Origin of the sequence: Actinoplanes sp. CA-051413 (assembly GCF_050955795.1) — a bacterium.
GTDB lineage: Bacteria > Actinomycetota > Actinomycetes > Mycobacteriales > Micromonosporaceae > Actinoplanes.
Genome location: NZ_CP192100.1, coordinates 5,648,001 through 5,673,231 on the forward strand (window position 1 = coordinate 5,648,001; position 25,231 = coordinate 5,673,231).

At 72.4% G+C, this 25,231-nt stretch carries 22 protein-coding genes; 14 read left to right on the top strand and 8 right to left on the bottom strand.

The window, feature by feature from the left end; translation table 11 throughout:
* The first annotated feature begins 35 nt into the window (after positions 1-35).
* The 5 genes from ACQP2Y_RS26680 (at position 36) to ACQP2Y_RS26700 (ending at position 6,344) form a co-directional block, all read left to right on the top strand.
* Positions 36-725, top strand: coding sequence for a RibD family protein (locus ACQP2Y_RS26680; RefSeq protein ID WP_433717768.1), 690 nt, complete (start codon positions 36-38; stop codon positions 723-725).
* A gap of 49 nt (positions 726-774) precedes the next feature.
* Positions 775-1,437 carry a GTP cyclohydrolase II gene (locus tag ACQP2Y_RS26685; protein WP_433717769.1) on the top strand — a complete coding sequence of 221 codons (663 nt, stop codon included), beginning with the start codon at positions 775-777 and terminating at the stop codon, positions 1,435-1,437.
* A gap of 81 nt (positions 1,438-1,518) precedes the next feature.
* Positions 1,519-3,357 carry a DNA helicase RecQ gene (gene recQ, locus ACQP2Y_RS26690; RefSeq protein ID WP_433717770.1) on the top strand — a complete coding sequence of 613 codons (1,839 nt, stop codon included), beginning with the start codon at positions 1,519-1,521 and terminating at the stop codon, positions 3,355-3,357.
* A 76-nt stretch (positions 3,358-3,433) separates the two neighbouring features.
* Positions 3,434-4,291 (top strand): NAD-dependent epimerase/dehydratase family protein, encoded by an 858-nt coding sequence (locus ACQP2Y_RS26695; RefSeq protein WP_433717771.1) that lies wholly within the window; start codon positions 3,434-3,436, stop codon positions 4,289-4,291.
* A 145-nt stretch (positions 4,292-4,436) separates the two neighbouring features.
* The gene (locus ACQP2Y_RS26700) at positions 4,437-6,344 is read left to right on the top strand and encodes a hypothetical protein (RefSeq protein WP_433717772.1); all 1,908 of its coding nucleotides are present in this window, start codon (positions 4,437-4,439) and stop codon (positions 6,342-6,344) included.
* Positions 6,345-6,367: 23 nt separating this feature from the next.
* Here ACQP2Y_RS26700 and ACQP2Y_RS26705 read toward each other — a convergent pair whose 3' ends face one another.
* Positions 6,368-7,234: a hypothetical protein gene (locus ACQP2Y_RS26705; protein WP_433717773.1), complete on the bottom strand. Its 867-nt coding sequence runs from the start codon at positions 7,232-7,234 to the stop codon at positions 6,368-6,370.
* Between the two features lie 65 nt (positions 7,235-7,299).
* On the opposite strand from ACQP2Y_RS26705, the gene ACQP2Y_RS26710 reads away from it, so the two are divergent.
* The 3 genes from ACQP2Y_RS26710 to ACQP2Y_RS26720 all read left to right on the top strand — a co-directional run bounded on the left by ACQP2Y_RS26710 (position 7,300) and on the right by ACQP2Y_RS26720 (position 9,918).
* Positions 7,300-7,662, top strand: coding sequence for a YybH family protein (locus ACQP2Y_RS26710; protein WP_433717774.1), 363 nt, complete (start codon positions 7,300-7,302; stop codon positions 7,660-7,662).
* 61 nt (positions 7,663-7,723) lie between these two features.
* Entirely contained in the window at positions 7,724-8,953 is a 1,230-nt protein-coding gene (locus ACQP2Y_RS26715) for an EAL and HDOD domain-containing protein (protein WP_433717775.1), read from the top strand.
* 80 nt (positions 8,954-9,033) lie between these two features.
* Entirely contained in the window at positions 9,034-9,918 is an 885-nt protein-coding gene (locus ACQP2Y_RS26720; protein ID WP_433717776.1) for a glutathione S-transferase C-terminal domain-containing protein, read from the top strand.
* Here the strand turns inward: ACQP2Y_RS26720 and ACQP2Y_RS26725 are convergent.
* Both ACQP2Y_RS26725 and ACQP2Y_RS26730 read right to left on the bottom strand, forming a co-directional pair.
* Positions 9,915-11,072 carry an RNA polymerase sigma factor gene (locus ACQP2Y_RS26725; protein ID WP_433717777.1) on the bottom strand — a complete coding sequence of 386 codons (1,158 nt, stop codon included), beginning with the start codon at positions 11,070-11,072 and terminating at the stop codon, positions 9,915-9,917. The genes ACQP2Y_RS26720 and ACQP2Y_RS26725 overlap by 4 nt on opposite strands.
* Positions 11,073-11,128: 56 nt before the next feature.
* Positions 11,129-11,485 (bottom strand): YciI family protein, encoded by a 357-nt coding sequence (locus ACQP2Y_RS26730; RefSeq protein ID WP_433717778.1) that lies wholly within the window; start codon positions 11,483-11,485, stop codon positions 11,129-11,131.
* Between the two features lie 123 nt (positions 11,486-11,608).
* On the opposite strand from ACQP2Y_RS26730, the gene ACQP2Y_RS26735 reads away from it, so the two are divergent.
* Complete coding sequence (locus ACQP2Y_RS26735; protein ID WP_433717779.1) at positions 11,609-12,760, top strand: hypothetical protein; 1,152 nt, start codon at positions 11,609-11,611, stop codon at positions 12,758-12,760.
* Here the strand turns inward: ACQP2Y_RS26735 and ACQP2Y_RS26740 are convergent.
* Complete coding sequence (locus ACQP2Y_RS26740) at positions 12,757-13,758, bottom strand: 3-oxoacyl-ACP synthase III family protein (RefSeq protein WP_433717780.1); 1,002 nt, start codon at positions 13,756-13,758, stop codon at positions 12,757-12,759. The two genes, ACQP2Y_RS26735 and ACQP2Y_RS26740, sit on opposite strands and share 4 nt — an antisense overlap.
* Positions 13,759-13,869: 111 nt before the next feature.
* Between ACQP2Y_RS26740 and ACQP2Y_RS26745 the strand changes: the two genes are divergently transcribed.
* Positions 13,870-14,139: a hypothetical protein gene (locus tag ACQP2Y_RS26745; protein WP_360542588.1), complete on the top strand. Its 270-nt coding sequence runs from the start codon at positions 13,870-13,872 to the stop codon at positions 14,137-14,139.
* A 13-nt stretch (positions 14,140-14,152) separates the two neighbouring features.
* On the opposite strand, the gene ACQP2Y_RS26750 is transcribed toward ACQP2Y_RS26745, so the two are convergent.
* Both ACQP2Y_RS26750 and ACQP2Y_RS26755 read right to left on the bottom strand, forming a co-directional pair.
* Positions 14,153-14,614, bottom strand: coding sequence for a hypothetical protein (locus ACQP2Y_RS26750; RefSeq protein ID WP_433717781.1), 462 nt, complete (start codon positions 14,612-14,614; stop codon positions 14,153-14,155).
* 85 nt (positions 14,615-14,699) lie between these two features.
* Complete coding sequence (locus tag ACQP2Y_RS26755) at positions 14,700-17,573, bottom strand: M36 family metallopeptidase (RefSeq protein ID WP_433717782.1); 2,874 nt, start codon at positions 17,571-17,573, stop codon at positions 14,700-14,702.
* A 153-nt stretch (positions 17,574-17,726) separates the two neighbouring features.
* On the opposite strand from ACQP2Y_RS26755, the gene ACQP2Y_RS26760 reads away from it, so the two are divergent.
* Genes ACQP2Y_RS26760 through ACQP2Y_RS26770 form a run of 3 tightly spaced genes read left to right on the top strand, consistent with a single transcriptional unit; the run spans position 17,727 to position 21,690 of the window.
* Positions 17,727-19,175, top strand: coding sequence for an FAD-linked oxidase C-terminal domain-containing protein (locus ACQP2Y_RS26760; RefSeq protein ID WP_433717783.1), 1,449 nt, complete (start codon positions 17,727-17,729; stop codon positions 19,173-19,175).
* Entirely contained in the window at positions 19,175-20,314 is a 1,140-nt protein-coding gene (locus ACQP2Y_RS26765) for an FAD-binding oxidoreductase (RefSeq protein ID WP_433717784.1), read from the top strand. Before ACQP2Y_RS26760 ends, ACQP2Y_RS26765 begins: the two co-directional genes overlap by 1 nt.
* Positions 20,314-21,690 carry a (Fe-S)-binding protein gene (locus tag ACQP2Y_RS26770; RefSeq protein ID WP_433717785.1) on the top strand — a complete coding sequence of 459 codons (1,377 nt, stop codon included), beginning with the start codon at positions 20,314-20,316 and terminating at the stop codon, positions 21,688-21,690. Before ACQP2Y_RS26765 ends, ACQP2Y_RS26770 begins: the two co-directional genes overlap by 1 nt.
* Here the strand turns inward: ACQP2Y_RS26770 and ACQP2Y_RS26775 are convergent.
* Complete coding sequence (locus tag ACQP2Y_RS26775) at positions 21,666-22,229, bottom strand: TetR/AcrR family transcriptional regulator (RefSeq protein ID WP_433717786.1); 564 nt, start codon at positions 22,227-22,229, stop codon at positions 21,666-21,668. The two genes, ACQP2Y_RS26770 and ACQP2Y_RS26775, sit on opposite strands and share 25 nt — an antisense overlap.
* A 68-nt stretch (positions 22,230-22,297) precedes the next feature.
* Between ACQP2Y_RS26775 and ACQP2Y_RS26780 the strand changes: the two genes are divergently transcribed.
* The gene (locus ACQP2Y_RS26780) at positions 22,298-22,822 is read left to right on the top strand and encodes a hypothetical protein (protein ID WP_433717787.1); all 525 of its coding nucleotides are present in this window, start codon (positions 22,298-22,300) and stop codon (positions 22,820-22,822) included.
* A 3-nt stretch (positions 22,823-22,825) separates the two neighbouring features.
* Here ACQP2Y_RS26780 and ACQP2Y_RS26785 read toward each other — a convergent pair whose 3' ends face one another.
* On the bottom strand, positions 22,826-25,036 hold the full coding sequence (locus ACQP2Y_RS26785) for a cellulose binding domain-containing protein (RefSeq protein WP_433717788.1): 2,211 nt from the start codon (positions 25,034-25,036) through the stop codon (positions 22,826-22,828).
* Positions 25,037-25,231 lie beyond the last annotated feature (195 nt).

The window sequence follows — 25,231 nt, forward strand, 5'->3', positions numbered from 1 at the left end:
GGAGTGACGATGGTCGCTCCCGAGGAGGAGCGTCCGTGCTCGACCGACCGTATGTGTTGCTCAGCTGTGGGATGTCGATCGACGGCTACGTCGACAGCCCGAGTGATGAGCGGCTGCTGCTCTCCAACGACGCCGATTTCGACCGGGTCGATGAGGTACGGGCGAGTTGTGACGCGATCCTGGTCGGCGCCACCACGGTCCGGGTCGACAACCCGCGGCTGCTGATCCGCGACGAGAACCGCCGCACCGCCCGGCTCGCCCGCGGGCTGCCGCCGGACCCGATGAAGGTCACCGTGACCAACGGCTGCGACCTCGACGCGGGGGCCCGCTTCTTCACCCTCGGCGACGCCGACAAGCTGGTCTACTGCGCCACCCCGGCCCTGCCGGGAGCCGAGGAACGCATCGGCAAGGTGGCCACGGTGATCGACGGCGGCGACCCGGTCGACCTGAGCCGGGTGGTCGGTGACCTGTCCGCTCGCGGCGTCGGCCGGCTGATGGTCGAGGGCGGCGGCACGATCCACACCGGCTTCCTCACCGCCGGCCTCGCCGACGAGCTGCAACTGGTGGTGGCGCCGTTCTTCGTCGGCGACTCCCGGGCACCGCGCTTCGTCGGCGACGGCAGCTTCCCGTGGGGCCCGCACCGCCGGGCCGACCTGACCGAGGTCCGGCAGATCGGCGACGTGGTGCTGCTGCGCTACGCCCTGTCCGAGCGCTACCAGGACTGAACGAGCCGTGATCTGGGAACCTGAACTGTCCGAACGAAATGGGGGGCCGATGTCCGAGACGGCCGGCTGGGGAACGCTCGACGTCGGGACGATTCCGCCAGCCACGGTACGGACGCGTGTCACGGTCCCGCTGCGCTTCGCGGACGGGTATGCGACCACCGCGCGGGTCCTGACCTTCGACGGCCTGGTCGACGGCCGCGAGCACCTGGCGCTGGGCCTGGGCGACTGGGAAAGCGCGGTGCAGGCGACACCACTGGTCCGCCCGCACAGCGAATGCCTGACCGGCGACGTGTTCGGCAGCCAGCGCTGCGACTGCGGCCCGCAACTGCGCGAGGCCGTCGAACGCATCGCCGAGCCGGGCGGCCTGCTGCTCTACCTGCGCCAGGAGGGCCGCGGCATCGGCCTGTACGCGAAACTGGACGCGTACGCGCTGCAGGAGGCGGGGCTGGACACGTACGAGGCGAACGTGGCGCTGGGCCGGGGCGAGGACGAGCGCGACTACACGGCGGCGGCGCAGATGCTGCTGGCCCTGGGCGCCAGGCGGATCCGGCTGCTGAGCAACAACCCGGACAAGGCGGCTCAGCTGGAGGCACGCGGGGTCGAGGTGACCGAGCGCATCCCGACCGGGGTGCACCTGTCGGCGGCGAACCTGCGCTACCTGGCGACCAAGGCCACCCACACCGCCCATACCCTGGACCTGCCGGGTCTGTAGAAGCCGGTTCGCCCGCCCGGCGATCCGCACGTTGTCCACAGGGTCCGAGCCCGCTCCGGAGGAAGTCACTACTATCGCGGGGTGACTTCCGCCCCCGAGATCCCCCGGTCCGCCGTCGACGTGCTCAACCGGGTCTTCGGCTACGACGCCTTCCGCGGCGAGCAGCGCGAGATCATCGAGCACGTCATCGCCGGCGGCGACGCCCTCGTGCTGATGCCCACCGGCGGCGGCAAGTCGCTGTGCTACCAGATCCCCGCGCTGGTGCGCGACGGCGTCGCCGTGGTGATCTCCCCGCTCATCGCCCTCATGCAGGATCAGGTCGACGCGCTGCGCACGCTGGGCGTGCGGGCCGGCTTCCTCAACTCGACGCAGGATCTCACCGAGCGCCGGCGGGTGGAGCAGGCCTTCGTCGCCGGCGAGCTCGACCTGCTCTACGTGGCGCCGGAGGGCCTCGGCGTCCCGGCCACCCAGCGGCTGCTGGACCGCGGCCGGATCTCGCTGTTCGCCATCGACGAGGCGCACTGCGTGTCGCAGTGGGGCCACGACTTCCGCCCCGACTATCTCAACCTGTCGATGCTGCACGAGCGCTGGCCCGACGTGCCGCGCATCGCGCTGACCGCCACCGCCACCGCGGCCACCCACGCCGAGATCGCCGAGCGGCTCGACCTGACCGGCGCCCGGCACTTCACCGCCAGCTTCGACCGCCCCAACATCCAGTACCGCATCGTCGCCAAGAACGAGCCCCGCCGGCAGCTGCTCGACCTGCTGCGCACCGAGCACCCCGGCGACGCCGGCATCGTCTACTGCCTGTCCCGGGCCTCGGTGGAGAAGACGGCCGAGTTCCTGGTGCAGAACGGCATCCCCGCGCTGCCCTATCACGCCGGTCTCGACTCACGCGTCCGCGCGGCCAACCAGTCCCGCTTCCTGCGCGAGGACGGCCTGGTCATGGTGGCCACCATCGCGTTCGGCATGGGCATCGACAAGCCCGACGTGCGCTTCGTCGCCCACCTCGACCTGCCCAAGTCCGTCGAGGGCTACTACCAGGAGACCGGCCGGGCCGGGCGCGACGGCCTGCCGTCCACCGCGTGGCTGGCGTACGGGCTGCAGGACGTGGTGCAGCAGCGCAAGATGATCGAGACGTCCGAGGGCGACTTCACCCACCGGCGCAACCTCGCGGCGCACCTGGACGCCATGCTCGCGCTCTGCGAGACCGTGCAGTGCCGGCGCGGCCAGCTGCTCGCCTACTTCGGCCAGAGCACGGCGGCGGCCTGCGGCAACTGCGACACCTGCCTCAATCCCCCGGAGTCCTGGGACGGCACGGTGCCGGCCCAGAAGCTGCTCTCCACGGTGCTGCGCCTGCAGCGCGAGCGCGGCCAGAAGTTCGGCGCCGGCCAGTCCATCGACATCCTGCTCGGCAAGACCACGGAGAAGGTCACCCAGTTCCGCCACCACGAGCTGAGCGTGTTCGGCATCGGCGCGGAGCTGCGCGAGGCGGAGTGGCGCGGCGTGGTCCGGCAGCTGCTCGCCCAGGGCCTGCTGGCGGTCGAGGGCGACTACGGCACGCTGGTGCTGACCGACGAGAGCGGCAGCGTGCTGCGCAAGGAACGCGAGGTCATGCTGCGCCGCGAGCCGGAACGCGCCGCCCGGGCACCCCGGGCCCGCACGGGCAAGGCGGCGGCACCGGCGGCTGACCTGCCGCCCGATGCGGCGCCGGTGTTCGAGCGGCTGCGGGCCTGGCGGGCCGCGGCGGCCAAGGAGGCGGGAGTCCCGGCGTACGTGGTGTTCCACGACGCCACGCTGCGGCAGATCGCCACCCAGCGCCCGGGCAGCCTGGCCGAACTGTCCACGGTGAACGGCGTGGGTCAGAGCAAGCTGGACAAGTTCGGCGAGCAGGTCCTGGCGGCGCTGCAGGAGGGCTGAGGCGCATTTTGTTCCCGGTCCGAGCGCGGCGATCGTCACGTACCGTGGTCGCCCGGCCGGGTCTAGCGTCGAGGTCATGACGATCGTAGTAACGGGTGGAACGGGTTATCTCGGGTCGGCGCTGATCGCGGAGCTGGTCGGCGCCGGGCACAGCGTCACCGCGCTGGTGCGCAACGAGGCGGGCGCCGCCAAGGCCACCGCGCTCGGTGCGCGGGCCGCCGTCGGTGACCTGTTCGACACCGGATGGCTCACCGAGCAGTTCGCCGCGGCCGACGCGGTCGCGCACCTCGCCGCCACCGGCGACGCCACCACCCGTGACCTCGACCGCGGTGTCGTGGCGGCGGCGACCACGGCCCTCGGCGGGACGACCAAGCCGTACGTGCACACCAGCGGCATCTGGATCTGGGGCGACAACGCCGACATCACCGAGCAGGCCCCGCTGAACCCGCCGGAGCTGACCGCGTGGCGCCTTCCGGTCGAGCAGTCCGTCCTCGAGTCCGGCCTGACCGCGACGATCCTCGCCCCCGCGATCGTGTACGGCCACGGCAGCGGCATCCCCGCCGGTGTCCTGAACCGCGACGGCCAGGGCCGCGTCCGCCTGATCGGCGACGGCCGCCAGCACTGGACAACCGTGCACGTCGACGACATCGCCACCCTCTACCGCACGGTCCTCGAACACGGCGAAGGCCTCGGCTACCTGGTCGGCGCGTCGGGTGAGAGCCCGACCGTGCGGGAGCTGGGCGAGGCGCTGGCCGGGGACGCCGGTGTGGCGCCCGAGGGTGTCGAGGCGTCGCGGGAGCGGCTGGGGGCGTTGTTCGCCGATGCGCTGCTGCTCGACCAGCAGGCGGGTGGGAGCAAGGCGCGGGAGCTGGGGTGGACGCCGAAGGGGCCGTCGCTGCTCGACGACCTGCGCACCGGCAGCTACGCCGCCTGAGCCGTCGCGGCCGCGGGGTTCGCCAACGTCATCGCCGGCGACCTCGGACTGACGATCGCCGGGCAAGGACCACCGGCGCCTCGCGTCACCGCACACGATTCGGTGAACGGCGGTTGCGCTGGACCGAGCGGGGCACCATGGTCGGGTGTCGGCCTCCTCAGCCCTGCACGACCCGCCCTTCGCACCCGACCTGAACGCTTGCCGGGAAGCAGCCCGTGCGGTGCGCGCGACGCCGTACTGGCCGCAGGTCAGGGACGTGGTGCGCCCGCCCGGCGTCGGCATCCACCGGTCCCGTCCCCCGCTCGCCCTGGTGCTCTACGGGGCCGCCCGTGACGGTCGTCTGGTGTGGCGGTCCGCCGACGAGTTCGCTCTGCTCGAGCCGCCGATCGCCCGGGGCAAGGAGTGGGCGAGCAGCGATGCCGGACGTACCTGGTCCGGCCGCTTGGATCGTTGGTGGGACCAGCTGGTGTTCGGCGTCCCACCGTTCCTGCTGCTGCTTCTCAGCGTTCCGACGGCGTTCGTTCCGCAGATGGGACCGCTCCTCGCGCTCCTGCTCGTCTGCATCGCGCTGCTGTACATCCTGGCGCAGATGACCTTCGGGCTTATCCCGCGTTCACTCAAGCGGATGCGGGGCACGCCCGACGACAGCGCCCGCAGTCTGCACTGGACCGTGGTCCTGGTCCACCTGGCCGACCCGGCGAAGGCCGATCGGCTGCTGCGGGCCGCCCTCGACCGGTCGCAGCACTTGACCAGGGCCAACATCCGGCCGGACGTCGCGGAGGGCACCCACGCGCTGATGTGCCTGGAGCGTGGAATCACGACCGGGGAGGCTCGGCGCGCTGTCGCGGCCGCGCCATCGGCGACCGGTTCGGGCCCCGACCGGCCTGGCGTGCTCGTCGTGCTCGACGGCGGTGATTTCGTGCCACCGGATCCAGGCGCACATCGGCCCATCAGCTTCATTCCGGTGCTCCTGACCGGTACGGCGCTGGTCGTCGGTGTGATCGGCCTGCTCACCGCGGACGCCGAGGCCACCGCGTGCGCCGCCGCGGGGGACTGCGCCGACCGGCCGGCGACCTGGATCGACGCCATGATGTGGCTGATCAATCGGATGGTTCTCAATGATGCCGGGTTGACCCCGGCGACCACGCAGGCACGGATTTTCGGCTGGCTGATGCCGCCGCTCGGCCTGGTCGTCCTGCTCTGCCTCGCGGTCGCGGGCCGGCGGCAGGCCAGCACGTTCAAGAAACGACAGGAGAGGACGTACACCCATCTGGACGCGACGATCAACCGGCGCATCCGCGTCCTCGTCCTGACCGTGCTCGACATCGAGCGAGACGCGATCATCAGCGCGGTCGCCGCCGGCAACGGCCGGCAGGCCGAACGGGACACACTGGTCGGCTATCCGATCTTCCGCCTGGGCCGGCTCGGTGACCACGGCACCGAAGTGCTGCTCGCCCAGGCCGCCCAGGGCATCGTGACCCCAGCGGCGATGATGCTCACCGCGGAACGACTCATTCCCGCCATACGGCCCGACTACGTGATCCTCGCCGGCATCTGCTTCGGGCTCTGGTCGCGCCGGCACGACAACGGCAAACAGGAGCTCGGCGATGTCGTCGTCTCCGAGTACGTGCACAACGTCGACCACCGCAAAGTCACCGACGAGGGCGGCCGCGAACGCATTGTCCGGCGCGGCGAGCGGGTCCAGGCGAGCACGCCACTGCTGCTGGCGCTCAAGGCGGCGACACACGGCTGGACCGGGCGACCGGTCCACTTCGGTACGGTCCTGTCCGGTAACACCCTCGTCAGCAGTGCGACGTTGCGCGCGGAACTGCGCCGGGAGTTCGAGGAGGCATCGGCCGGCGAGATGGAACTGACCGGGGTCTACGCGGCCACAGCCGGTCGCCGCAGCGGGTGGATCATGGTCAAGGGCATCTCCGACTGGGGCACCGGCGAACTGACCGACGACACCAGGCGGACCGCCGCGGAGGCCGCCGCCGCCTTCGTCGTGCAGGCACTCACCCTCGGCACGCTGCCGGTGCCCCCGCGAGGCTGACCGGTATCGCCATCGGCATCGGGTCAGGCCGGGCCGCCGACGGTGGCCCGGTGACCCGCCGTGCGGGCAGCGCCAGCCGCGATCAGCGCCGGCCCGGCCAGCAACGCCATCAACGCCAGCGCGGCACCGACCTCGAAGTCGACAACCACACTCGCCGTGGCCGAGGCGGACACATCCGTCCGAAGCCCGGGCTCCAGGAACGCCGAGCTGGTCTCGACACCCCGCAGCGACTCCGTGAGGTACCACGACCCCGACATGCTCCACGCCGCGTGCGCCGCCGCCAGTTGCACCAGCAGCGCGCCCGCCGGTGCCAGGAATCGCCGGTCCGCGCGGGACACGGCGAGCACCAGCAACAGCCCGCCGAGCACGGTCGCCAGCATCCCCGGCGCGACGTGCCGGAACAGCGCCCCTTGATCAGCGGCCGGCGCCAGCTGGTCGCGCTCGTCCGCGGCGTCCATCGCCACGACGGCGACCGGCACCAGCGCGACCACGCACGCGGCGGCGGTCAGCCAGACCGGCCGCCGGAACTGCGGCAGCGCCACCATCCCCACGGTCAGGGCGGCCACGGCGATGGCCAGCAGCACCGCCTCGGCGTACTGGCCTTCGGCCGCCGGCTCGTGGAACGTCGTGATCTCGGAGAAGCCGGCCGGAATCGGGTCGGTGTGCAGCTGGGTCACGATCGATGCGGCGGCCAGGACCACAGCAGCCGCGGTCAGGGTCCAGCGGGGCACCGGCTGCGCGACGTACAGGGCGGAGAACAGGGCGACCGTCAGCAGCGCCAGCACGCCGGACGCGTCCGGCAGCCAGCCGGTGAAGCCGGTGAGGGCGCTCAGCACCGCCACGGCGGCCGTGACGGCGAAGACCAGCACCAGGATCCGGCGAAGTGGCACGGGCCGAGATCCTGCCACACCGAAATCGGTGCCGCTGTCCCTCGCCCGGTGCCATGATGCGCGCCATGGACTTTCCCGCTGCTGTGAATCATCACCTGGCCGCCATCGCCCGCCGCGACCTCGACGGTTATCTCGCGACCGTGCATCCGGACGTCAATCTGATCATGCCGAACGGCACGCTGCTCAGCGGTCACGACGAGCTCGCCGCCTTCCACCGGGACTGGTTCGGTGACCCGGACTGGAGCTGGGAGCTGGACCTGCGGCGCACGGTGGTGGCCGGCGACACCGGCATCGCGATCTTCGCGGCCGACTACCACGACCTCGACGGCAAGGGCCAGCCGTACGAGCTGAGCTACCTGCTCACCCTGGTGTTCGCCCGTGACGGCGAGCGGTGGCTGCTGGTGCACGATCAGAACACGCTGCGATGACCGTGGCGGAAACCTCAAGCCGCCGCGGTGCCGGCCGATCAGTCAGGCCGTGAAACCCACGGTGCCGCTCCCCCTGCCGGGCACACAGCTCGTGCACGTCGGCCGGCAGCCGATCTTCGACCGGACCGGCGACGTCGTCGCCTACGAGTTGCTGTTCCGCGGCAGCATGGACGCCGTCGAGGCCGGCCGCCGCGACACGTACGCGACCAGCCAGGTCATCGTCAACACGTTCACCGAGTTCGGCATCGACGAGGTCGTCGGCGACCGGACCTGCTTCATCAACCTGACCCGCGAGTTCCTCACCGGTGAGCTGGTGCTGCCCTTCGGCCCGGAACACGTGGTGCTGGAGGTGCTGGAGACCGTCACGGTGGACGACGAGGTCGTCGCCGGGGTCACCAACCTGGTCACCCAGGGCTACCGGATCGCCCTCGACGACTTCGTCTACGGCTCCGGGCACGAGCGGCTGCTGCCCCTGGCCTCGTACGTCAAGCTCGACCTGCTCCAGGGCGACCTGACCCACCTCGACGACATCGTCGCGGCCTGCCGGGCGTACCCGGACATCCAGATCGTCGCCGAGGGCCTGGAGACGACCGAGCACCTCGCGCTGAGCAACCGCTACGGCTTCGAGCTGCGCCAGGGCTACGTGCTGAGCCGCCCGCAGGTCCTCACCGCCACCTCGCTGACCCCGTCGCGGCTGCGCCGGCTGGAACTGCTCGGCGCGCTCACCGCCCCCGACACCGACCTCGAGCGCATCCTGACGATCATCGCGGGTGACCCGGCGCTGACCATCCGGGTGCTGCGAGCCAGCAACTCCGCGGCGGTCGGGGCCACCACCAAGATCTCCTCGGTACGCCAGGCCGTCGTCATGCTCGGCGTCGCGCACATCCGGCAGTGGGCCATGCTCATGGTGGTCGACGACGTGGCCGAGGCGACCGAGGTGCAGATGGCCGAGGCGCTGACCCGGGCCCGGCTCTGCGAGAACGTGGCCGGTGCCTTCGGGGCCGCCTCGGACGCCGCGTTCATGGCCGGCCTGATCACCTCGGTGGCGGCCATGCTCGGCCTGTCCCCCGCCGCGATGGCCCACCAGCTGCCGCTGAGCGCCGACATCGCGTCCGCCCTGGAACGGGGAGCCGGACCGCTGGGTCAGGTGCTGCGGGTGGTGAACGCCTACGAGCGCGGTGACCTGGCCGAGGTGGCCGCCGCGTACGTCGGCGACGACCTGACCGGCACCGTGATGGACGCGATGCGCTGGTCCCGGATGGCCGTCCAGGCCACCCAGACCGCCGCGTAGGCCCCCGTCGCGGGCATTGCCCATTTCCTATCTCACAGCTAGGCTTTGGACGCCGTCTCGCCCGTGTGAAGGAGAGGGTCATGCCGAAGTTGTCGCCTGCCACCCGCCTGGCCAGCCCGGTCGACACCACGACCTTCGGCGAGTACCGGATACCGGACACCCCCGGGCCGCTGCTGCGCTTCACCGGCCGGATCACCACCGACGGCGAGTTCACCGCCCGCCCCTTCCGCTATCACGTGTACGGCGGCTGGTTCTGCCCCTGGTCCCACCGCGTCGCGATCACCCGCGCCTTGGCCGGCCTCGAGGACATCGTCACCATGTCGTTCGTCGACGGCGTCCGCGACGGGCGCGGCTGGGCCTTCCGCGAGCAGTACGGCCCCGACCCGGTCAACGGCTTCACCCTGCTGCGCGAGGTCTACGAGGCCACCGAGGAGGGCTTCGACGGCCACGTCAGCGTCCCCGCGCTCTGGGACCGGGCCGGGTCCCGGCTGGTCAGCAACGACAGCCACGGCATAGGCATCGACCTGGCGACCCGGTTCCGGCACCTGGCCGACCCGCTGGTGGAGACGTACCCGCCGCGGCTGCGCGAGCGCATCGAGGAGCTGGACCGCTGGCTCGGCCCGGCGGTCAACCACGGCGTCGGCGCGGCCGGGCGCCCCGGGCCGGTCCGCGAGGCGCTGCTGGAGGCGTTCGAGCAGCTCGACGGGCGGCTGGCCCGGTCGCGATATCTGCTCGGCGATGACCTGACCGAGGCCGACATCCGGCTCTGGGTGACGCTGGTGCGCTACGACGTGGGCGCCAACGCCTTCCGCGCGATCAACCCGGGCCTGCACGTCTACCCGCACCTGTGGTCGTACGCCCGGGCGCTCTACCGGATCCCCGCCTTCCGCGACACCACGGACTTCGCGGCGTTCGCCCGTCCCGGCGCGGCCCTGCCCGACTGGGACGCGCCGGTCGACCGCTAACGGACCTCGTTGAGCCGGGCCGTGAGGAAGGCCCGCTCGACGTCGTTGTCGGTCAGGGCCAGTGCCTCCTCGTACGCCCCGGCGGCCTCGGCCCGGCGGCCCAGCCGGCGCAGGAAGTCGGCCCGGGTCGCGCTCAGATAGCCGTACGTGGCCAGGGCGGGCTCCGCGAGCAGCGGTGTCAGCGCGTCCAGGCCGGCCCGCGGACCGTCGCGTTCCCCGAGCGCGACCGCCCGGTTCAGCTCGACCACCGGCGAGGGCCACAGCTCCCGCAACACGTCGTAGAGCCCGACGATCTCCGTGAAGTCGGTGTCCGCCCAGGTCGGCGCCTCGCTGTGGACGGCGGCTATGGCGGCCTGCACCGCGTACCGGGTCGGCGGCCCGGCCCGCAGCGCCTGGCCCAGCAGGGCCGCACCCTCGGCGATCTGGGCCCGGTCCCACCGGCTGCGGTCCTGGTCGGCCAGCAGGACCAGCCGCCCGTCGGCGGAGACCCGGGTGTCGCGCCGGGCGTCGGTGAGCAGTTCCAGCGCCAGCAGGCCGGCGACGTCGGCGTGCCCGGGCAGCAGCCGGTGCAGGGTCCGGGTCAGGTCAAGGGCGGCGTGCACGAGGTCGCGGCGCGCCAGCACCGCCCCGATCGGCGCCGTGTGGCCGGTGGTGAAGACCAGGTGCAGCACCGCCAGCACGGCGTCGAGCCGTTCCCCCAGCTCGTCCGGCCCCGGCACCCGGTATGGGATCCGCGCCGCGGCGATCTTCTTCTTGGCCCGGGTGATCCGGGCCGCCATGGTCGCGTGCTGAACCAGAAACGCCCGCGCCACCTCGGCGGTGGACAGCCCGCACAGCAGCCGCAGAGTCAGCGCCACCTGGGCGTCGCTCGCCAGAGCAGGGTGGCAGCAGGTGAAGATGAGCCGCAGGAGGTCGTCCTCGGCCGGGCCGGCCACCGGTTCCTCCATCACCAGCAGCGGCAGGGTCCGGCGCAGCACGGACGCGCGCCGCAACGCGTCCAGGGCCCGGTTGCGGGCGACGGTGGTGAGCCAGGCTCCGGGGCGGTCGGGGATCCCGTGGTCGGCCCAGCTGCTCAGGGCGTGGGTGTAGGCGTCCTGGGTGCATTCCTCGGCGAGGTCCAGGTCGCGGGTGACGCGCACCGTCGCGGCGAGCACCCGGGCCCACTCGCGACGGTGCGCGTCCGCGACGGCCTCGCGGACGCCCTCGGGGATCAGTTGTTCTCCCGGATCGGCCGGATCTCCACCCCGCTGTGGCTCGCGGCCACCTCCGGCAGCAGCCCGGCCAGGGCGATCGCCGCGTCGAGATCGGCTGCCTCGAGCACGTAGAAGCCGCCGAGCACCTCCTTGCTCTCCAGGAACGGGCCGTCGGTGACCGTCGGCCGTTCCGCCGGTCCCTGCCGCAGGCTGGTCGCCGTGCCGGGCGGCATCAGCTCGTGCCCGCCGATCACCGCGGCCCCGGCCGTGGCCGCGAACCGCTGGTGGCCGGCCTCGATCCGGGCCCGTTCCTGCGGTCCGGTGTTCGCCCATTCCTGCTCGTCGCCGTAGATCAGCACCAGGTACTTCGCCATGTCGGTCTTCCGTTCGCGCGGGACCCCGTGCGGGCCCGATCATCACTGCGACGTTTCAGCCGGCCGCGAATCGACAACCCGGCCCGGCTGTTCCGCAGTCATGCTGCCACTTAGCATCGTGCGGTGCGCTTCCCGCTTGCCATTGCCCTGACCGTGACCTGCGCCTTCACCGTGACCGGCTGCACCGGGGAAACGGTCGGCCCACCGCCGGCTGCCGGGGCGACCGCGCCGGCGAAAGCATCTGCGGCCCCATCGCTGTCCGCTGCCCCGGCGCCTTTCTCGGTCTCGCCGGCCCCGAAGCCGACCCCGAGGCCGCCACGGCCGCTGCCCAGCCCGGGCAACCCCGACGGTGACGCCGCGGTGCCGGCGGCGGCGAGGGCGGAGGACACCCGCAAGCCCGACCGGGTCGTCGGCCGGGGCACACCCGCGAGCTGCACGTCGGCCGCCGTGGTCGCAGCCGTCGCGGCCGGCGGGGTGATCACCTTCGACTGCGGGCCGGCGCCGGTGACGATCACCATGCACGCCACGGCCAAGGTCCGCAACGACCACGGCCCGGCCGTGGTGCTCGACGGCGGTGGCCGGGTAACCCTCAGCGGCGGCGGCAAACGGCGCATCCTCTATCAGAACACCTGCGACGAGGCCCAGCGCTTCACCACCTCGCACTGCCAGGACCAGGCAACACCCCGGCTCACCCTGCAGAACCTGACCCTCACCGGCGGCGACGCCACCGGCGAGACCGCCGAAGGCGGCGGCGGGGGCGCGATCTTCGTCCGCGGCGGCCGGCTGAAGGTGGTCAACTCCCGCTTCACGGCCAACCACTGCGACGGTACGGGCCAGGACCTCGGCGGCGCCGCGATCCGCGTGCTCTCCCAGTCGCAACCGGTGTACGTCGTGCACAGCACCTTCACCGGCGGCCGCTGCTCCAACGGTGGCGCGCTGAGCAGCATCGGCGTCTCGTGGACCGTGCTGAACAGCGTCTTCACCGGCAACAAGGCGATCGGCCGGGGCGCCAACCCGGCCCGCGGCGGCACCCCCGGCGGAGGTTCGGGCGGGGCGATCTACACCGACGGCAACGCGTTCGCCGTCACGATCCGGGACACCGTGATCCGCGACAACCACGCCAACGAGGGTGGCGGTGCGATCTTCTTCGTCAGCAACGACCGCACCGGCACCCTCACGCTCACCGGCTCGCCCCTGCGCGGCAACCGCAGTGCGGGCTTCGAGACCAGCGGGCAGCCGGGGATCTTCTTCCTCGGCGCGAAACTGAGCCGCTAGTTGCCGTACCAGCGCAGCAGCGCCGCGCCCACCGACATGCCGCCGCCGAAGCCGGCCAGCAGGACCAGCTCGCCGTCGTGCAGCTCGCCCGCCCGGGCGGCCGCGTCGAGCGCGATCGCCGCGGACGCGCTGCCGGTGTTGCCGTAGCGGTCCAGGACCAGATGGGTACGGGCGTCGCCCAGCCCGGCCGCCTCGACGAGTTCGCCGATCATCATGCCGTTGGCCTGGTGCGGCACGAAGTGGTCGACGTCGCCGGGCGTGACACCGGCCCGCTTGAGCAGGTCGGCCAGCACCGGCGGCACCCCGGCCAGCACGAAGTCGCGCACCCCGCGGCCGTTCATCCGGAAGTAGTGGTCGCCGTCGGCCACGGTCTCGGCGGACGCGGGCAGCCGGCTGCCCCCGGCCTTGACGTGGATGAGCTCGTGGGCGTCGCCGCGGGTGATCAGCTCGACGTCGACCAGCCCGTACGGCGCCGGCACGGCACCGACCACGGCGGCCCCGGCCCCGTCGCCGAACAGGATGGCGGTGCGCCGGTCGCCGAAGTCGAGGATCCGGGAGTAGATGTCGGCCGCGACCACCAGCACGACCGCCTCGGGCCGGGTGGCGACGAGGCTGTCGGCCAGGGCCAGGCCGAAGACGAAACCGGCGCAGACGACGTTGATGTCGAAGGCGGCCGCCCGGTGCGCGCCGATGGCGTGCTGCACGAGCGAGGCGGTGGGCGGCTGCGGCGAGTCACCCGTCGACGTGGAGACGATCAGGTAGTCGATCCGGTCGGCGTCGATCCCGGCCCGGCTGAGCGCCGCGAGCGCGGCCTTGGTGGCCAGGTCGGAGGTCGCCTCGTCGGGGGCGGCGAAGCGGCGGGCCTCGATCAGGGTGCGGCGGGAGATCCACTCCGGTGTGGTATCGGTCACCAGCTCCATCAGAGCCTCGTTGGTGACCTCGTGCTCGGGCAGGTAGGAACCCGTGCCCAGGATGCCGATTCGCGCTACCGGTTGCATGTCCCCGCTTATCGGCGCGGCGGTGACCCGGTTGAGGATCGGCCGGGCGCTTTTCGTCAGCCGGGGCCGGGCCCGCCGGGGCGTGCGGTCCGGCGATCACCAGTGATAATCATGACTGTGACGAATTGGGAGTACGCACGACTCGAGTACCGGGCGGCCGGCACCTTCGGGGCCGACAGGTTCATGGACTGGACGGCCACGTTCCACCACCCGGGTGGGACGCTGCGCTGGGGCACCGACGAGCGTTTCGACGACCTGCGTCACCTCAACCGGGCCGGGGCGGCGGGCTGGCAGGCGTACGACCGGGCCGCGATCCACGTGATCAACGAGCCGCACCGGCTGCACGGGGTCACCTACTCGATGCGGCGCCCGATCCCGTAGGCCCCCCCGCGGCCTACAGGCAGCACCAGCAGTAGAGGTGCTCGCCGGCGTCGCGGGCGCGCCGGGCCAGGCCGGCGATCTCCTCGATGACCGGCACCAGCTGCTCCGGCGGCAACGGGCCCGGCGAGGCCAGCTCCTCGATGCGGCCCCACTGCGCCGACAGCTCGCTCGTCCGCGCACCGGGGACGATGGCGGCTAGCGTGTCCCGGGTGGTGTCCTCGATGGACATCATCCAGGGACCCTCGTCGCCGCCGCTCCAGAGCAGCTCGGTGCCGACCAGGCGGGGCTGCCACGGGACATCGGCGGCAAGAGCCACGAGCTGGCCGAGGATCACATGCGGCTCGATGCCCTTCAGGTCGATCGCGTCCAGCCGGCTCTCACCCGCCACCGCGACGGGGCCGCCGTCGGTCTGCTCCATCAGGCTGATCGCCGCTGCGTCGTCCGCGGCGCGGAAGTAGTCGCACAAGACACCCATGCCGGGAAGCTGACCACATCGGTACGACACTTCCGGCGCCGGGAGGTACGCGGCCGCCACCGCGTACCTCCTCCGACCGTGCGGGTCAGCTGCTGAAGACCTCGAACTCCGCGGCCACCACGTTGGCGGCGGCGGGTGCGGCGGTCGCGCAGTCGCTGGCGCTGCGCGGGTCGTTCTCCTGCTCGCCGGCGTACAGCGGGTTGCCCGTGCACTGGTTGCTCAGGACCCGCAGCTTCACGTGGGTCGCCAGGGTCGGGCGGACGGAGAATGACTTGATCAGCAGGTTCGGCACCTTCGGCCGGAACGAGCCGGTGTCGAAGGCGTTCGCCGGGCTGGCGTACGCCACCTTGTAGCCGGCGTCGGTGGCGCAGTCCGCACCCGCGGTCGCGTTGCAGGTGAGGATCTCGAACTGGCGCACCGTGCTGTACATCGACGCCGTCGTGGCGCCCGGTCCCGGGAAGGTGCTCAGCTGCACCCGGGAGACCAGCTTGGCCGTGTCGGCCGGCAGGTCGACGGTGACCTGGCGGCCCGCCGCCCCGCCGGTGGCGGACCACGCGGCGTTCTCGGCGTCATCGGTGAGCCGGCCCAGGTTGGTGCCGTCGCCGGTGATCGTGGCGCCGGACGTGGCCGAGGCCAGGTTGGCCGGCATGACCACGCCGACCGTCGCGGTGACACCCGGGTAGACGGTCTGGGTGAACCGCTTGTGGCCGAAGCCCGCGCCGATGGCGAGGAACTTGTACGTGCCCGGGGCCAGCGTGACCGTGGCCGGCAGGTCGGTGGCCGGGTCGGTGTCGGCGATCGGCGTCGTGCCGAACTCGTGGTCGCCGACGTAGAGCCGGACCGGCTTGCCCGCCGCCTCGCCCAGCGCCTTGAACGTCACCTCGACGTTGTCGGCGTACGGCGACGCGAAGCTGGGCACCGGGTCGGTGTCCGACGGCCCGCTGGACGCGCCGGCGCCCATGCCCCGGGCGGAGAACGCGTTCCACAGCAGGTCGGCGTTCGCCCCGTCGAAGCGCAGCGCGTCGGCGGTGATCATGTTGTCGCGCATGTCGAGCATGCTGATCGAGCCGGTCGCCGCCAGCAGGTACGAGTCGAACACCAGCTGCGCCCAGCGCCGGTTGCCCGGGCACTCGGTCGCCGGCGTCGCCCCGGACGCGCAGCTCTCCTGCAGGGCCCGGGTGCCCGAGCCGTACCGGGTGACGAAGGCGCGCCGCACGTCGAAGTTCGTGGCGCTCCAGATCTCACCGTCGGCGTGCACGGCCGCGCCGCGGTCGTAGCCGTAGTTCGAGTAGTTGAGCGGGCTGGTGCTCATGTCGTAGTTGCGGATGCCCGTGCTCACGTCCCCGGTCACGTACGCGCCGGTGACGTACGGCGTGTTCCCCCGCGGGGTGTAGCCGCTCTCGAACAGGTACTCCATCGCCAGCAGGTCGGACCAGCTCTCGCCCATCGCCCCGCCCTGGCTGGAGCTGATGCCGCTGTCCGGCCCGGCGATCATCCGGTTGCTGATCGCGTGGGTGTACTCGTGCCCGATCACCGTCATGTCGAAGTCACCGTCGACACAGGGCGGGTACGCGCTGCCCGCGAACGGCTGCCACATGTACATGTTCGTGGTCGGCTGCATGCCGTCCGGCGGGGTCGCCTGGTTGGCGTTGTTGCGCGTGGTCGCCGTGGCCGCGCCCTGCTGGGCGTTGCCGCGCTCGGCGTCGCCGCCCTTGCCGTACGGCAGCACGTTGGTCTTCTGCAGGTTCCAGGTGGCCTCGGTGAAGCCGAGCCGGTAGGACCAGTCGTGCATCCGGTTGTGCATGGCGAACAGGTTCGCGGTGGCCGCGTCGGCGTCGGCCTGCTCGGGCGAGGTCAGCGCGTTCGGGTCGCACTTGCTGGTGTTCCACTGGTTGGTGAAGGGGTAGACGTACTCGCGGTCGGGCCGGGTGGCGGCCGGCACCGCCGGGTTCCCGTTGCCCCACAGCCGCACCGAGTCGGCGGAGTTGCCGCTGCTGGTGAAGGTCGGCGTGCCGGTGGCCGGGTCGATGTCCCAGGGCTTGCCGGTGGCCGGGTCGAGCACCTGGCGGGCGCAGCCGGGCGCGGTGGTCGCGCACCACGTCTGCCGGGTGTCGGTGCCGGCCGCGGTCGGCGTGGCCGGGAAGACCTTCCAGTGCGGGTCGTCCCCGGCGAAGTTGACGAGGTTCTCCCGGAGCAGCACCTTGCCGTCGCGGGCGTCGATGTAGGTCGTGTAGCCCAGCGGGTGGTCGGCGTCCTTGCTCAGCACGACCACCTCGTACGCCGTGCGCGGGGCGGCGCCGGGCATCGGCACCGCGACCTGACGGACCCGGGAGTCGGCGAGCTCGTCGCGGGCGATGCCGGCGTCGGCCAGGGCGGCGGCCAGCGCGGCGTCGGGCTCGATCGTCGCGGCGGCCGGTTCGGCGGTCTGCGGGCTCAGCGACGAGGTGACCCGCAGGACGTCGCCGCCCTTGACCGCCACGGCCACCAGGCCGTCGTGGGCGGCGGTGAGCTTGCCGTAGCGCTGGCGCATCAGCACGACCGTGCCCTCGCCGACCTTGGTCTGGGCGATGGTGTCCAGGTCGTCGACGGCGGCGCTGCGCAACGAGAACAGCCCCACGCTGTTCTTGAGGAACGCGCGCGCGACGGCCTCGGCGTCGCCCTTGAGGCCACCGGCGAGCTTGCCCTTGGCCGGGGTGACCGAGGCCGGGGTGCCCAGCTTGTTCCAGCGGGTGACCAGGTTGTCGTCGCGGACCAGGGAGCGCTGGCCGGCGGTGGGCGCGGCGCTGCCGCCGCGGTTGTCGACGAAGTCGTAGTCGTGGTCGGGGTGCTCGCCGGTCAGCGGCGTGGCCGCGGCCGGCTGCGGGTCGGCGGGTGCCGCGCTGGCGCCGATGGGCGCGGCGGCGATGATTGTGGTCGCGGCGAGGATTCCGGCGACGGCGGACCGTCTGCGTAAACGCACGCATGCCTCCTGGGATCGGCCTGGAGGATCTCTCCAGACGATCGAGACACTACGCGTGCATAGACGTGTATTGATGAACGAATTGTTTCAACCATGACGGCGGCTCTCGACTGCCGCGCCGGGGGAAGGTTACGTTGTCCCGGGGGGTCGCCGATGACCACGCTTGACGTACTCGCCGCCCGGCTGCGCGCCGAGCTGGGCGCCGACCGGATCGTGAACGACCGGCAGGAGCTGCGGACCTACGAGTGCGACGGGCTGGCCCACTACAAGGTCATCCCCGGCCTGGTGGTGCTGCCCCGCGACGCAGGCGAGTGCGCCCGTACGGTCCGCGCCTGTGTCGAGGCCGGGGTGCCGTTCGTGGCCCGCGGCTCCGGCACCGGGCTCTCCGGCGGCGCCCTGCCGCACGCCGAGGGCGTGCTGATCGTGACCTCCAAGATGCGCGCGATCGTCGAGGTCGCCCCGGACGACGAACGCGCGGTGGTCGAGCCCGGCGTGATCAACCTGCACGTCACGAAGGCGGCCACCCCGCACGGCTACTACTACGCCCCGGACCCGTCCAGCCAGCAGATCTGCTCGATCGGCGGCAACGTGGCGGAGAACTCGGGCGGCGCGCACTGCCTCAAGTACGGCTTCACCACCAACCACGTCACCGGCGCCCAGGTGGTCACCCCCGACGGCGAGCTGGTCGAGCTGGGCGGGCGCGCGCCGGACACCCCGGGCTACGACCTGCTCGGCGCGTTCGTCGGCTCTGAGGGCACGCTGGGCATCGCCACCCGGGTCACCGTCCGGCTGACCCGGCTGCCCGAGTCCGTGCGTACCCTGCTCGCCGCTTTTCCCTCCACCGACCAGGCCGGCGCCGCGACCTCGGCGATCATCGCCGCCGGGGTGGTCCCGGCGGCGGTCGAGATGATGGACGCGCTGGCCATCGAAGCCGCGGAGGCGGCCGTCGCGTGCGGCTACCCGGCCGGCGCGGGCGCGGTGCTGATCGTCGAGCTGGACGGCCCGGCCGCCGAGGTCGACGCGCAGTTCGACCAGGTCACCGCACTGTGCGAGGCCAGCGGCGCCTTCGAGCTGCGGATCGCCGCCGACCCGGCCGAGCGCGCGCTGTTCTGGAAGGGCCGCAAGTCGGCCTTCGCCGCGGTCGGCCGGATCAGTCCGGACTACATCGTGCAGGACGGGGTGATCCCGCGGACGGCGCTGCCCGAGGTGCTGCACCGCATCGGCGAGGTGTCGCGGGCGCACGGCGTACGCGTCGCCAACGTCTTCCATGCCGGCGACGGCAACCTGCACCCGCTGGTGCTCTTCGACAACGCGGTGCCGGGCGAGGCCGACCGGGCCGAGGAGGTCTCCGGCGCGATCATCGACCTGTGCATCGAGTACGGCGGCTCGATCACCGGCGAGCACGGCGTCGGCATGGACAAGGCCAAGTACATGCCGCGGATGTTCACCGACGACGATCTGGAGACCATGCACCTGCTGCGGTGCGCGTTCGACCCGGCCGGGCTGGCCAATCCCGGCAAGATCTTCCCGACGCCCCGGCTCTGCGGCGAGGTGCCCCGGCGGCACCGGGCCGGCGAGGCGACCCCGGCGGAGCTGTTCTGATGGCGCTGTGGAGCGACGCGACGGACGCGGACACGGTGGCCGGCGTGCCCGCGCGGTTCGTCGCCGCCCCGGCCAGCACCGAGGAGGCCGCCGCCGTCCTGCACGAGGCCGCGCGCGACGACCTGGCGGTGGTCGTCCGCGGCGGCGGCACGAAGCTGGACTGGGGCATGCCGCCGCGCCGGCTCGACCTGATCGTCGACACCCGGCGGCTGACCGGGGTGGTCGAGCACGCGGCCGGCGACCTGATCGTGGTGCTGCGGGCCGGGACCCCGCTCGACGGGCTGGACCTGGCCGGCCAGCAGCTCGCCCTGGACTCCCCGGTGCCCGGCGCCACCGTCGGCGGCGCCGTCGCGACCGCCACCAGCGGCCCCCGGCGCCAGCTCTACGGCACGGCCCGCGACCTGCTGATCGGCATGACGGTGGTCCGGCCCGACGGCCGGGTCGCGCACGCGGGCGGCAAGGTCGTCAAGAACGTCGCGGGGTACGACCTGGGCAAGCTGCTCACCGGCTCGTACGGCACCCTCGGCCTGATCACCGAGTGCGCGTTCCGGCTGCACCCGCAACCCCCCGTCTCGGCCCTGGTGCTGCGGACGGCCCCGGCCGCTGAAATCGGTGCGCTGCTCGCCGCGGTACGGGCCGAGCAGGTGGTGCCGTCCGCCGTGGAGATCGACGCGCCGGCCGCCGGCCCGGTCACGCTGGCCGTGCTGGTGGAGGGCACCGCCGCCGGCGTACGCGAGCGCGCCGCCCGGCTGGAGAAGGTGCTCGGCGGTCAGGCCACCGACGAGTTCCCGTCCTGGTGGGGCCGCTACCCGTGGGACCAGGCCGGGATGAAGCTCACGGTGCCGCTGTCGCACGTACCGGATCTGCTCGACGCCGGGGTGGCGGTCCGCGGCTCGGCGGGCACCGGCGTGCTCTACGCCGACGTGCCGGTCGATTCGGCGCCGACCGTGGTCGAGCGGCTGCGCGCGACCGCCGTCCGCGCGGGCGGGCACGCCGTGGTGCTCATCGCGCCGCAGCCGGTCCGGGAGATCGTGGACATGTGGGGACCGGTGGCCGGCCTGGCTTTGATGCGCCGGGTCAAGGACCGGTTCGACCCGGGACACCGGTTCGCCCCGGGACGCTTCGTGGGAGGCATCTGATGGTCGACGCGACCTGGGGCACCGGAGAAGCACCACGCGACGTGCTCGGCCCGGTCGCCGGCGAACCGGCCTTCGACGAGCACCGGCCGCCCCGGCGGGAGCTGGTGGACGACTGCGTGCACTGCGGCTTCTGCCTGACCACCTGCCCGACGTACGTGCTGTGGGGCGAGGAGATGGACTCGCCGCGCGGACGGATCTACCTGATGAAGCAGGGGCTGGACGGCGAGCCGATGAGCGACGCCATGGTCCAGCACATGGACGCCTGCCTGGGCTGTATGGCCTGCGTGACGGCGTGCCCGTCCGGCGTGCGCTACGACCGGCTGATCGAGGACACCCGCGCGCAGGTGGAACGGCGTCATCACCGGCCGCCCCGGCAACGGTTGCTGCGGGAGGCGATCTTCGCGCTGTTCCCGTACCCGCGGCGGTTGCGGTTGTTGCGGGTGCCGTTGCGGGCGTACCAGGTCACCGGCCTGCAGCGGCTGGTCGCCCGCAGCGGCCTACTGCCGCGGCTGGCGCCGACGCTGGCCACCCTGGAGTCGCTGGCGCCGCCGCTGACCCGGGTGCCCCGGCCGCCGCGCCGGGTCCGGGCCCGCGGCCCGCGCCGCGCGGTCGTGGGTGTGCTGACCGGCTGCGTGCAGGGCGCGTTCTTCCCGGACGTGAACGCGGCGACGATCCGGGTGCTGGCGGCCGAGGGCTGCGACGTGGTCGTGCCGCCGGGGCAGGGCTGCTGCGGGGCGCTGAGCGGGCACAACGGGCGCGACGAGGAGGCGCGGGGCTTCGCCCGCCGGCTGATCGACCGTTTCGAGCGGGCCGGCGTCGAGCGGGTGGTGGTGAACGCGGCCGGCTGCGGCTCGTCGATGAAGGAGTACGCGGACCTGCTGCGTGACGACCCCCGGTACGCCGAACGGGCGGCGGCGTTCGCGGCGAAGGTCCGGGACTTGTCGGAGATGCTGGTCGAGCTGGGCCCGGTGGCCCGCCGGCACCCGTTGCCGGTGACCGTCGCCTACCACGACGCCTGTCATCTGGCGCACGCCCAGGGCATCCGGGCGCAGCCGCGGGCGCTGCTCGACGGCATCCCCGGGCTCGAGGTGCGGGAGATCGCGGACCCGGAGATCTGCTGCGGCTCGGCCGGCATCTGGAACGTGCTGAACCCGGGCCCGGCGGCCGAACTGGGCGACCGCAAGGCCAAGGACGTGCTCGCCACCGGGGCCCAGCTGCTGGTCACGGCCAACCCGGGCTGCCTGATGCAGGTCGCGGCCTCGGTCCAGCGCCTCGGCGGCGAGATCGCGCTGGCCCACACGGCCCGGGTCCTGGACGCGTCGATCCGCGGCCTGCCGGTGTCGGCGCTGCTTCAGCCGGCCAGCTCGTCGAGGTAGGCGTCCAGCTCCGCCGCCGCCGCCTCGGGGCTCAGGTGGCCGGCCAGGACGTGCACCGTCAGGCCGTCGACGACCGCGTGCAGCCGGCGGGCGGCCGCCTCCGGCCCGGTAGTGACCATTTGGCGGACCAGGTGCAGGCAGAGGTCGTACATCGCGGTGAAGTGCAGGCGCTGCACCCGGGCCAGCGCCGGGTCGCCCAGGCCGAGCGTCAGGAACGAGAACATGATCGACGCCTCGGTGTGCCGTTCGGCGTCCAGCGGCATGGTCTGCGCCAGCACGGCACCGATCTGCTCGCGCAGCGTGCCCGGCGGGTCGAGCTCTCGGATGCGCTCGCTCGCCCGGGCGATGACCTGCTCGCAGGCGAACGCGAGCAGCTCGTCGCGGGTGGCGAAGTAGTGCCGCAGCGCGCCTGAGGACCAGCCCGACTCCGCCGCCACGGTGCGGATCGAGACGTCGGCGACGCCGTCACGGGCGATGACCCGCCACACCGCCTCGGCGAGTTCGCGGCGGCGTTCGGTGTGATCCACGACCTTCGGCACTCGCTCATTATCGCACGAGTGTGTTATCAAGGAAGCAACACAGTCGTGTGAAAACGGGGAGGGACGTCATGATCGCGCTGATCGTCGCGTGCGAGATCGGCTTCTGGGTGCTGCTCGGCGCCGGGCTGGCCGCCCGGTATCTGCTGCGCGCCCGGCGGCTGAGCACCGCCCTGCTGGTCGCCGTACCGCTGGTCGACGTGGTGCTGCTCGCGGCCACCGCCGTCGACCTGCGGCGCGGCGCCGAGGCCGGCTTCGAGCACGGCCTCGCCGCCGTCTACATCGGCGTCTCGCTGGCCTTCGGCCACCAGCTCACCAGCTGGGCCGACCAGCGGTTCGCCCATCGTTTCGCGGGTGGGCCCGCACCGGTACGCCCACCGCGTACCGGGCGGGCCCACGCCGCCCGCGAGCGCCGGCAGTGGCTGCGGCACTTGCTGGCCTTCGCCGTCGCCGCCACCGTGCTCGCTGTCCTCACCCTCATCGTCGGTGACCTGAGCCGGACCGTTCCCCTGTGGGCCGTCATGGCGCCCTGGTCCGTGGCTCTGGTCATCGACTTCATCGTGGCCTTCAGCTACACCCTGTCGCCCCGTTCCTGAGCGTCATGGCTGGGTGATGCTGGGCCGGGGCGGCGTCGCCATGTTCGCCCCGATGAAGAAGCTGGGGTGCGGGGGCTGGTTGTAGGCGGTGTTCTGCCAGGCGAGCGCGAGCCGGTACTGCGCGTCCTGGAGCAGGGTGGTGATCCGGCGGTCCGTGGCCGTGGGGGTGGCGTAGATCCGCAGCGCGGTGTTGTCCGCGGTCGGCCAGATCACCTCCTCCCGCCAGTCGCCGAACAGGTCGCCGGACAGCGACGGGGTCGACTTGGTGCCGTTGTTGGAGTGCACGCTCGCCGCGGTCAGCAGCCGGGTGTCGCCCGAGGTGCCGTACTTGTCGATGTGCGTGCCGTCCAGCAGCTCCCGGACCGGGTCGCCGTCCCACCAGGCCAGGAAGTTGGCCGAGCCGGGCTTGCGGGTGGCGACCACGGACCCGGTCGGGCCGCGGACGCCGTCGGCGGCCGACGACCAGGACTCCGCCCCGGCGCTGCCGGACCAGATGTCGGCCGAGACGCCGCGGCCGTTGTCACCGCTGGCCGGGGTCGACCACAGGACCTGACCGGTACGGGCGTCGGCGAACCACGACGACGGCTTGCTGGCGTCCTCGTCGACCTTGAAGACCTCGAGGCCGGCCCGCGCCGGGTTCAGATCGCCCACGTGCATCGCGTCTCCGTGACCATGGCCGGTGTTCCACAGCTTGGCCCCGTTGTCGTCGATGGCCAGCGAGCCGTAGACGATCTCGTCGCGGCCGTCGGCGTCCACGTCGGCCACCGACAGCTGGTGGTTGCCCTGCCCGGCGGTGCCCGAGTTGGTGGAGCTGTTGCTGTCGAAGGTCCAGCGCCGGGTCAGCGTGCCGTTGCGGAAGTCCCAGGCCACCACCACGGTGCGGGTGTAGTAGCCGCGGGCCATGATCAGGCTGGGCCGCTGGCCGTCGAGGTACGCCGTGCCGGCCAGGAACCGGTCGACGCGGTTGCCGTACGAGTCACCCCAGGAGGAGACCGTGCCGCGGGGCGGCTCGTAGTTCACCGTCGACAGCGCGGCCCCGGTGCGGCCGTCGAACATGGTCAGGAACTCCGGCCCGGCCAGCACGTAGCCGCTGGAGTTACGGTGGTCCGCCGAGGCGTTGCCGATCACCTGACCGGTGCCGGAGACGGTGGCGTCGGCGGTCTTCATGGCCACCTCGGCGTCGCCGTCACCGTCGTAGTCGTAGACCTGGAACTGGGTGTAGTGCGCGCCCGCCCGGATGTTGCGGCCCAGGTTGATGCGCCACAGCCGGGTCCCGTTGAGCCGGTACGCGTCGACGTAGACCGGATCGGTGACGCCGGACTGCGAGTTGTCCTTGGCGTTCAGCGGGTCCCACTTGAGCACGATCTCGAGCTGGCCATCACCGTCGAGGTCACCGACACTGGCGTCGTTGGCCGCGTACGCGGAGCCGTTGGGGTTCTGGATCGGCACGTCGAGGTAACCGTTGGCGAAGTTCAGCGCGGCGCCCGAGGCGGCCTGCTCCACTCCCCCGACCACGGCCCGCACGGTGTATGCCGCCCCGGCCGCGGCGCCCGCGTCGAGGTAGTTGGTCGAGGCGGTGATCGGGGTGGCGTTGACCTTGGTGGTGCCCCGGTAGACGTTGAAGCCCACGTCGGCCGGGTCGGCGGCGAGCCACCGCCAGCTGACCAGGTTGCCGCTGCCGGAACGGACGCTGATCAGGCCGCGGTCCAGGCGCTCCATCTGCCGCCCGCCGGCGTTCGCCGGTGGCGGTGAGGTCGGAGGGGTCGTGCTCGCCGGAGGTGTGCCGGCCGGGGTGGTGGGCGGGGTCGTGGTGGTGCCGCCGGTGCACGCGACGCCGTTGAGGGTGAACGCCGTGGGGTTCGTGTTGGCGCCGGTGAAGGCGCCGTTGAAGCCGAACGAGGCGCTCGCACCGGTGGCGATGGCCGCGTTGTAGCCCGCGTCGCGCACGCTGACCGCGGCCCCGGACTGGGTGACGGTGCCGCCCCACAGCTGGGTGACGGTCTGGCCGGACGGGAAGCTCCAGCCCAGCGTCCACCCGTTCACCGGGTCGCCGAGGTTGGTCACCTCGACAGCGGCACCGAAGCCGCCCTGCCACGTGTTGGTCACCGCGTAGGTGACCTGGCAGCCGGCCGCCGCCGACGCATTGACGGCCGTGAGCAACGCGGCGCCGAGCGCCACGACCCCCAGGCCGGCGAACTTGGTGATGGTGCGCATGTGGTCCCCTCGCAGTGACGCCCGTCGATTGGGAGCGCTCCCAACCTTGCCGTCGGGAAATGCTCCCGTCAAGCCCCGGAAATTTATTTGAAATTAACTTTCGTAAATCTGTGGCCTATTGCTGGGAGCGCTCCCATGTCACAATGCCGGGTATTCCTTACGCGGTTCAGCGCCGCGCCTCTCCCCGGGAGGAAT

Coding starts and splice junctions, on each gene's coding strand:
- ACQP2Y_RS26685 (WP_433717769.1), top strand. CDS start 775: ATGTCCGAGACGGCCGGCTGGGGAACGCTCGACGTCGGGACGATTCCG.
- ACQP2Y_RS26760 (WP_433717783.1), top strand. CDS start 17,727: ATGACCACGCTTGACGTACTCGCCGCCCGGCTGCGCGCCGAGCTGGGC.
- ACQP2Y_RS26780 (WP_433717787.1), top strand. CDS start 22,298: ATGATCGCGCTGATCGTCGCGTGCGAGATCGGCTTCTGGGTGCTGCTC.
- ACQP2Y_RS26750 (WP_433717781.1), bottom strand. CDS start 14,614: ATGGGTGTCTTGTGCGACTACTTCCGCGCCGCGGACGACGCAGCGGCG.
- ACQP2Y_RS26720 (WP_433717776.1), top strand. CDS start 9,034: ATGCCGAAGTTGTCGCCTGCCACCCGCCTGGCCAGCCCGGTCGACACC.
- ACQP2Y_RS26740 (WP_433717780.1), bottom strand. CDS start 13,758: ATGCAACCGGTAGCGCGAATCGGCATCCTGGGCACGGGTTCCTACCTG.
- ACQP2Y_RS26695 (WP_433717771.1), top strand. CDS start 3,434: ATGACGATCGTAGTAACGGGTGGAACGGGTTATCTCGGGTCGGCGCTG.
- ACQP2Y_RS26765 (WP_433717784.1), top strand. CDS start 19,175: ATGGCGCTGTGGAGCGACGCGACGGACGCGGACACGGTGGCCGGCGTG.
- ACQP2Y_RS26745 (WP_360542588.1), top strand. CDS start 13,870: ATGACTGTGACGAATTGGGAGTACGCACGACTCGAGTACCGGGCGGCC.
- ACQP2Y_RS26710 (WP_433717774.1), top strand. CDS start 7,300: ATGGACTTTCCCGCTGCTGTGAATCATCACCTGGCCGCCATCGCCCGC.
- ACQP2Y_RS26770 (WP_433717785.1), top strand. CDS start 20,314: ATGGTCGACGCGACCTGGGGCACCGGAGAAGCACCACGCGACGTGCTC.
- ACQP2Y_RS26785 (WP_433717788.1), bottom strand. CDS start 25,036: ATGCGCACCATCACCAAGTTCGCCGGCCTGGGGGTCGTGGCGCTCGGC.
- ACQP2Y_RS26730 (WP_433717778.1), bottom strand. CDS start 11,485: ATGGCGAAGTACCTGGTGCTGATCTACGGCGACGAGCAGGAATGGGCG.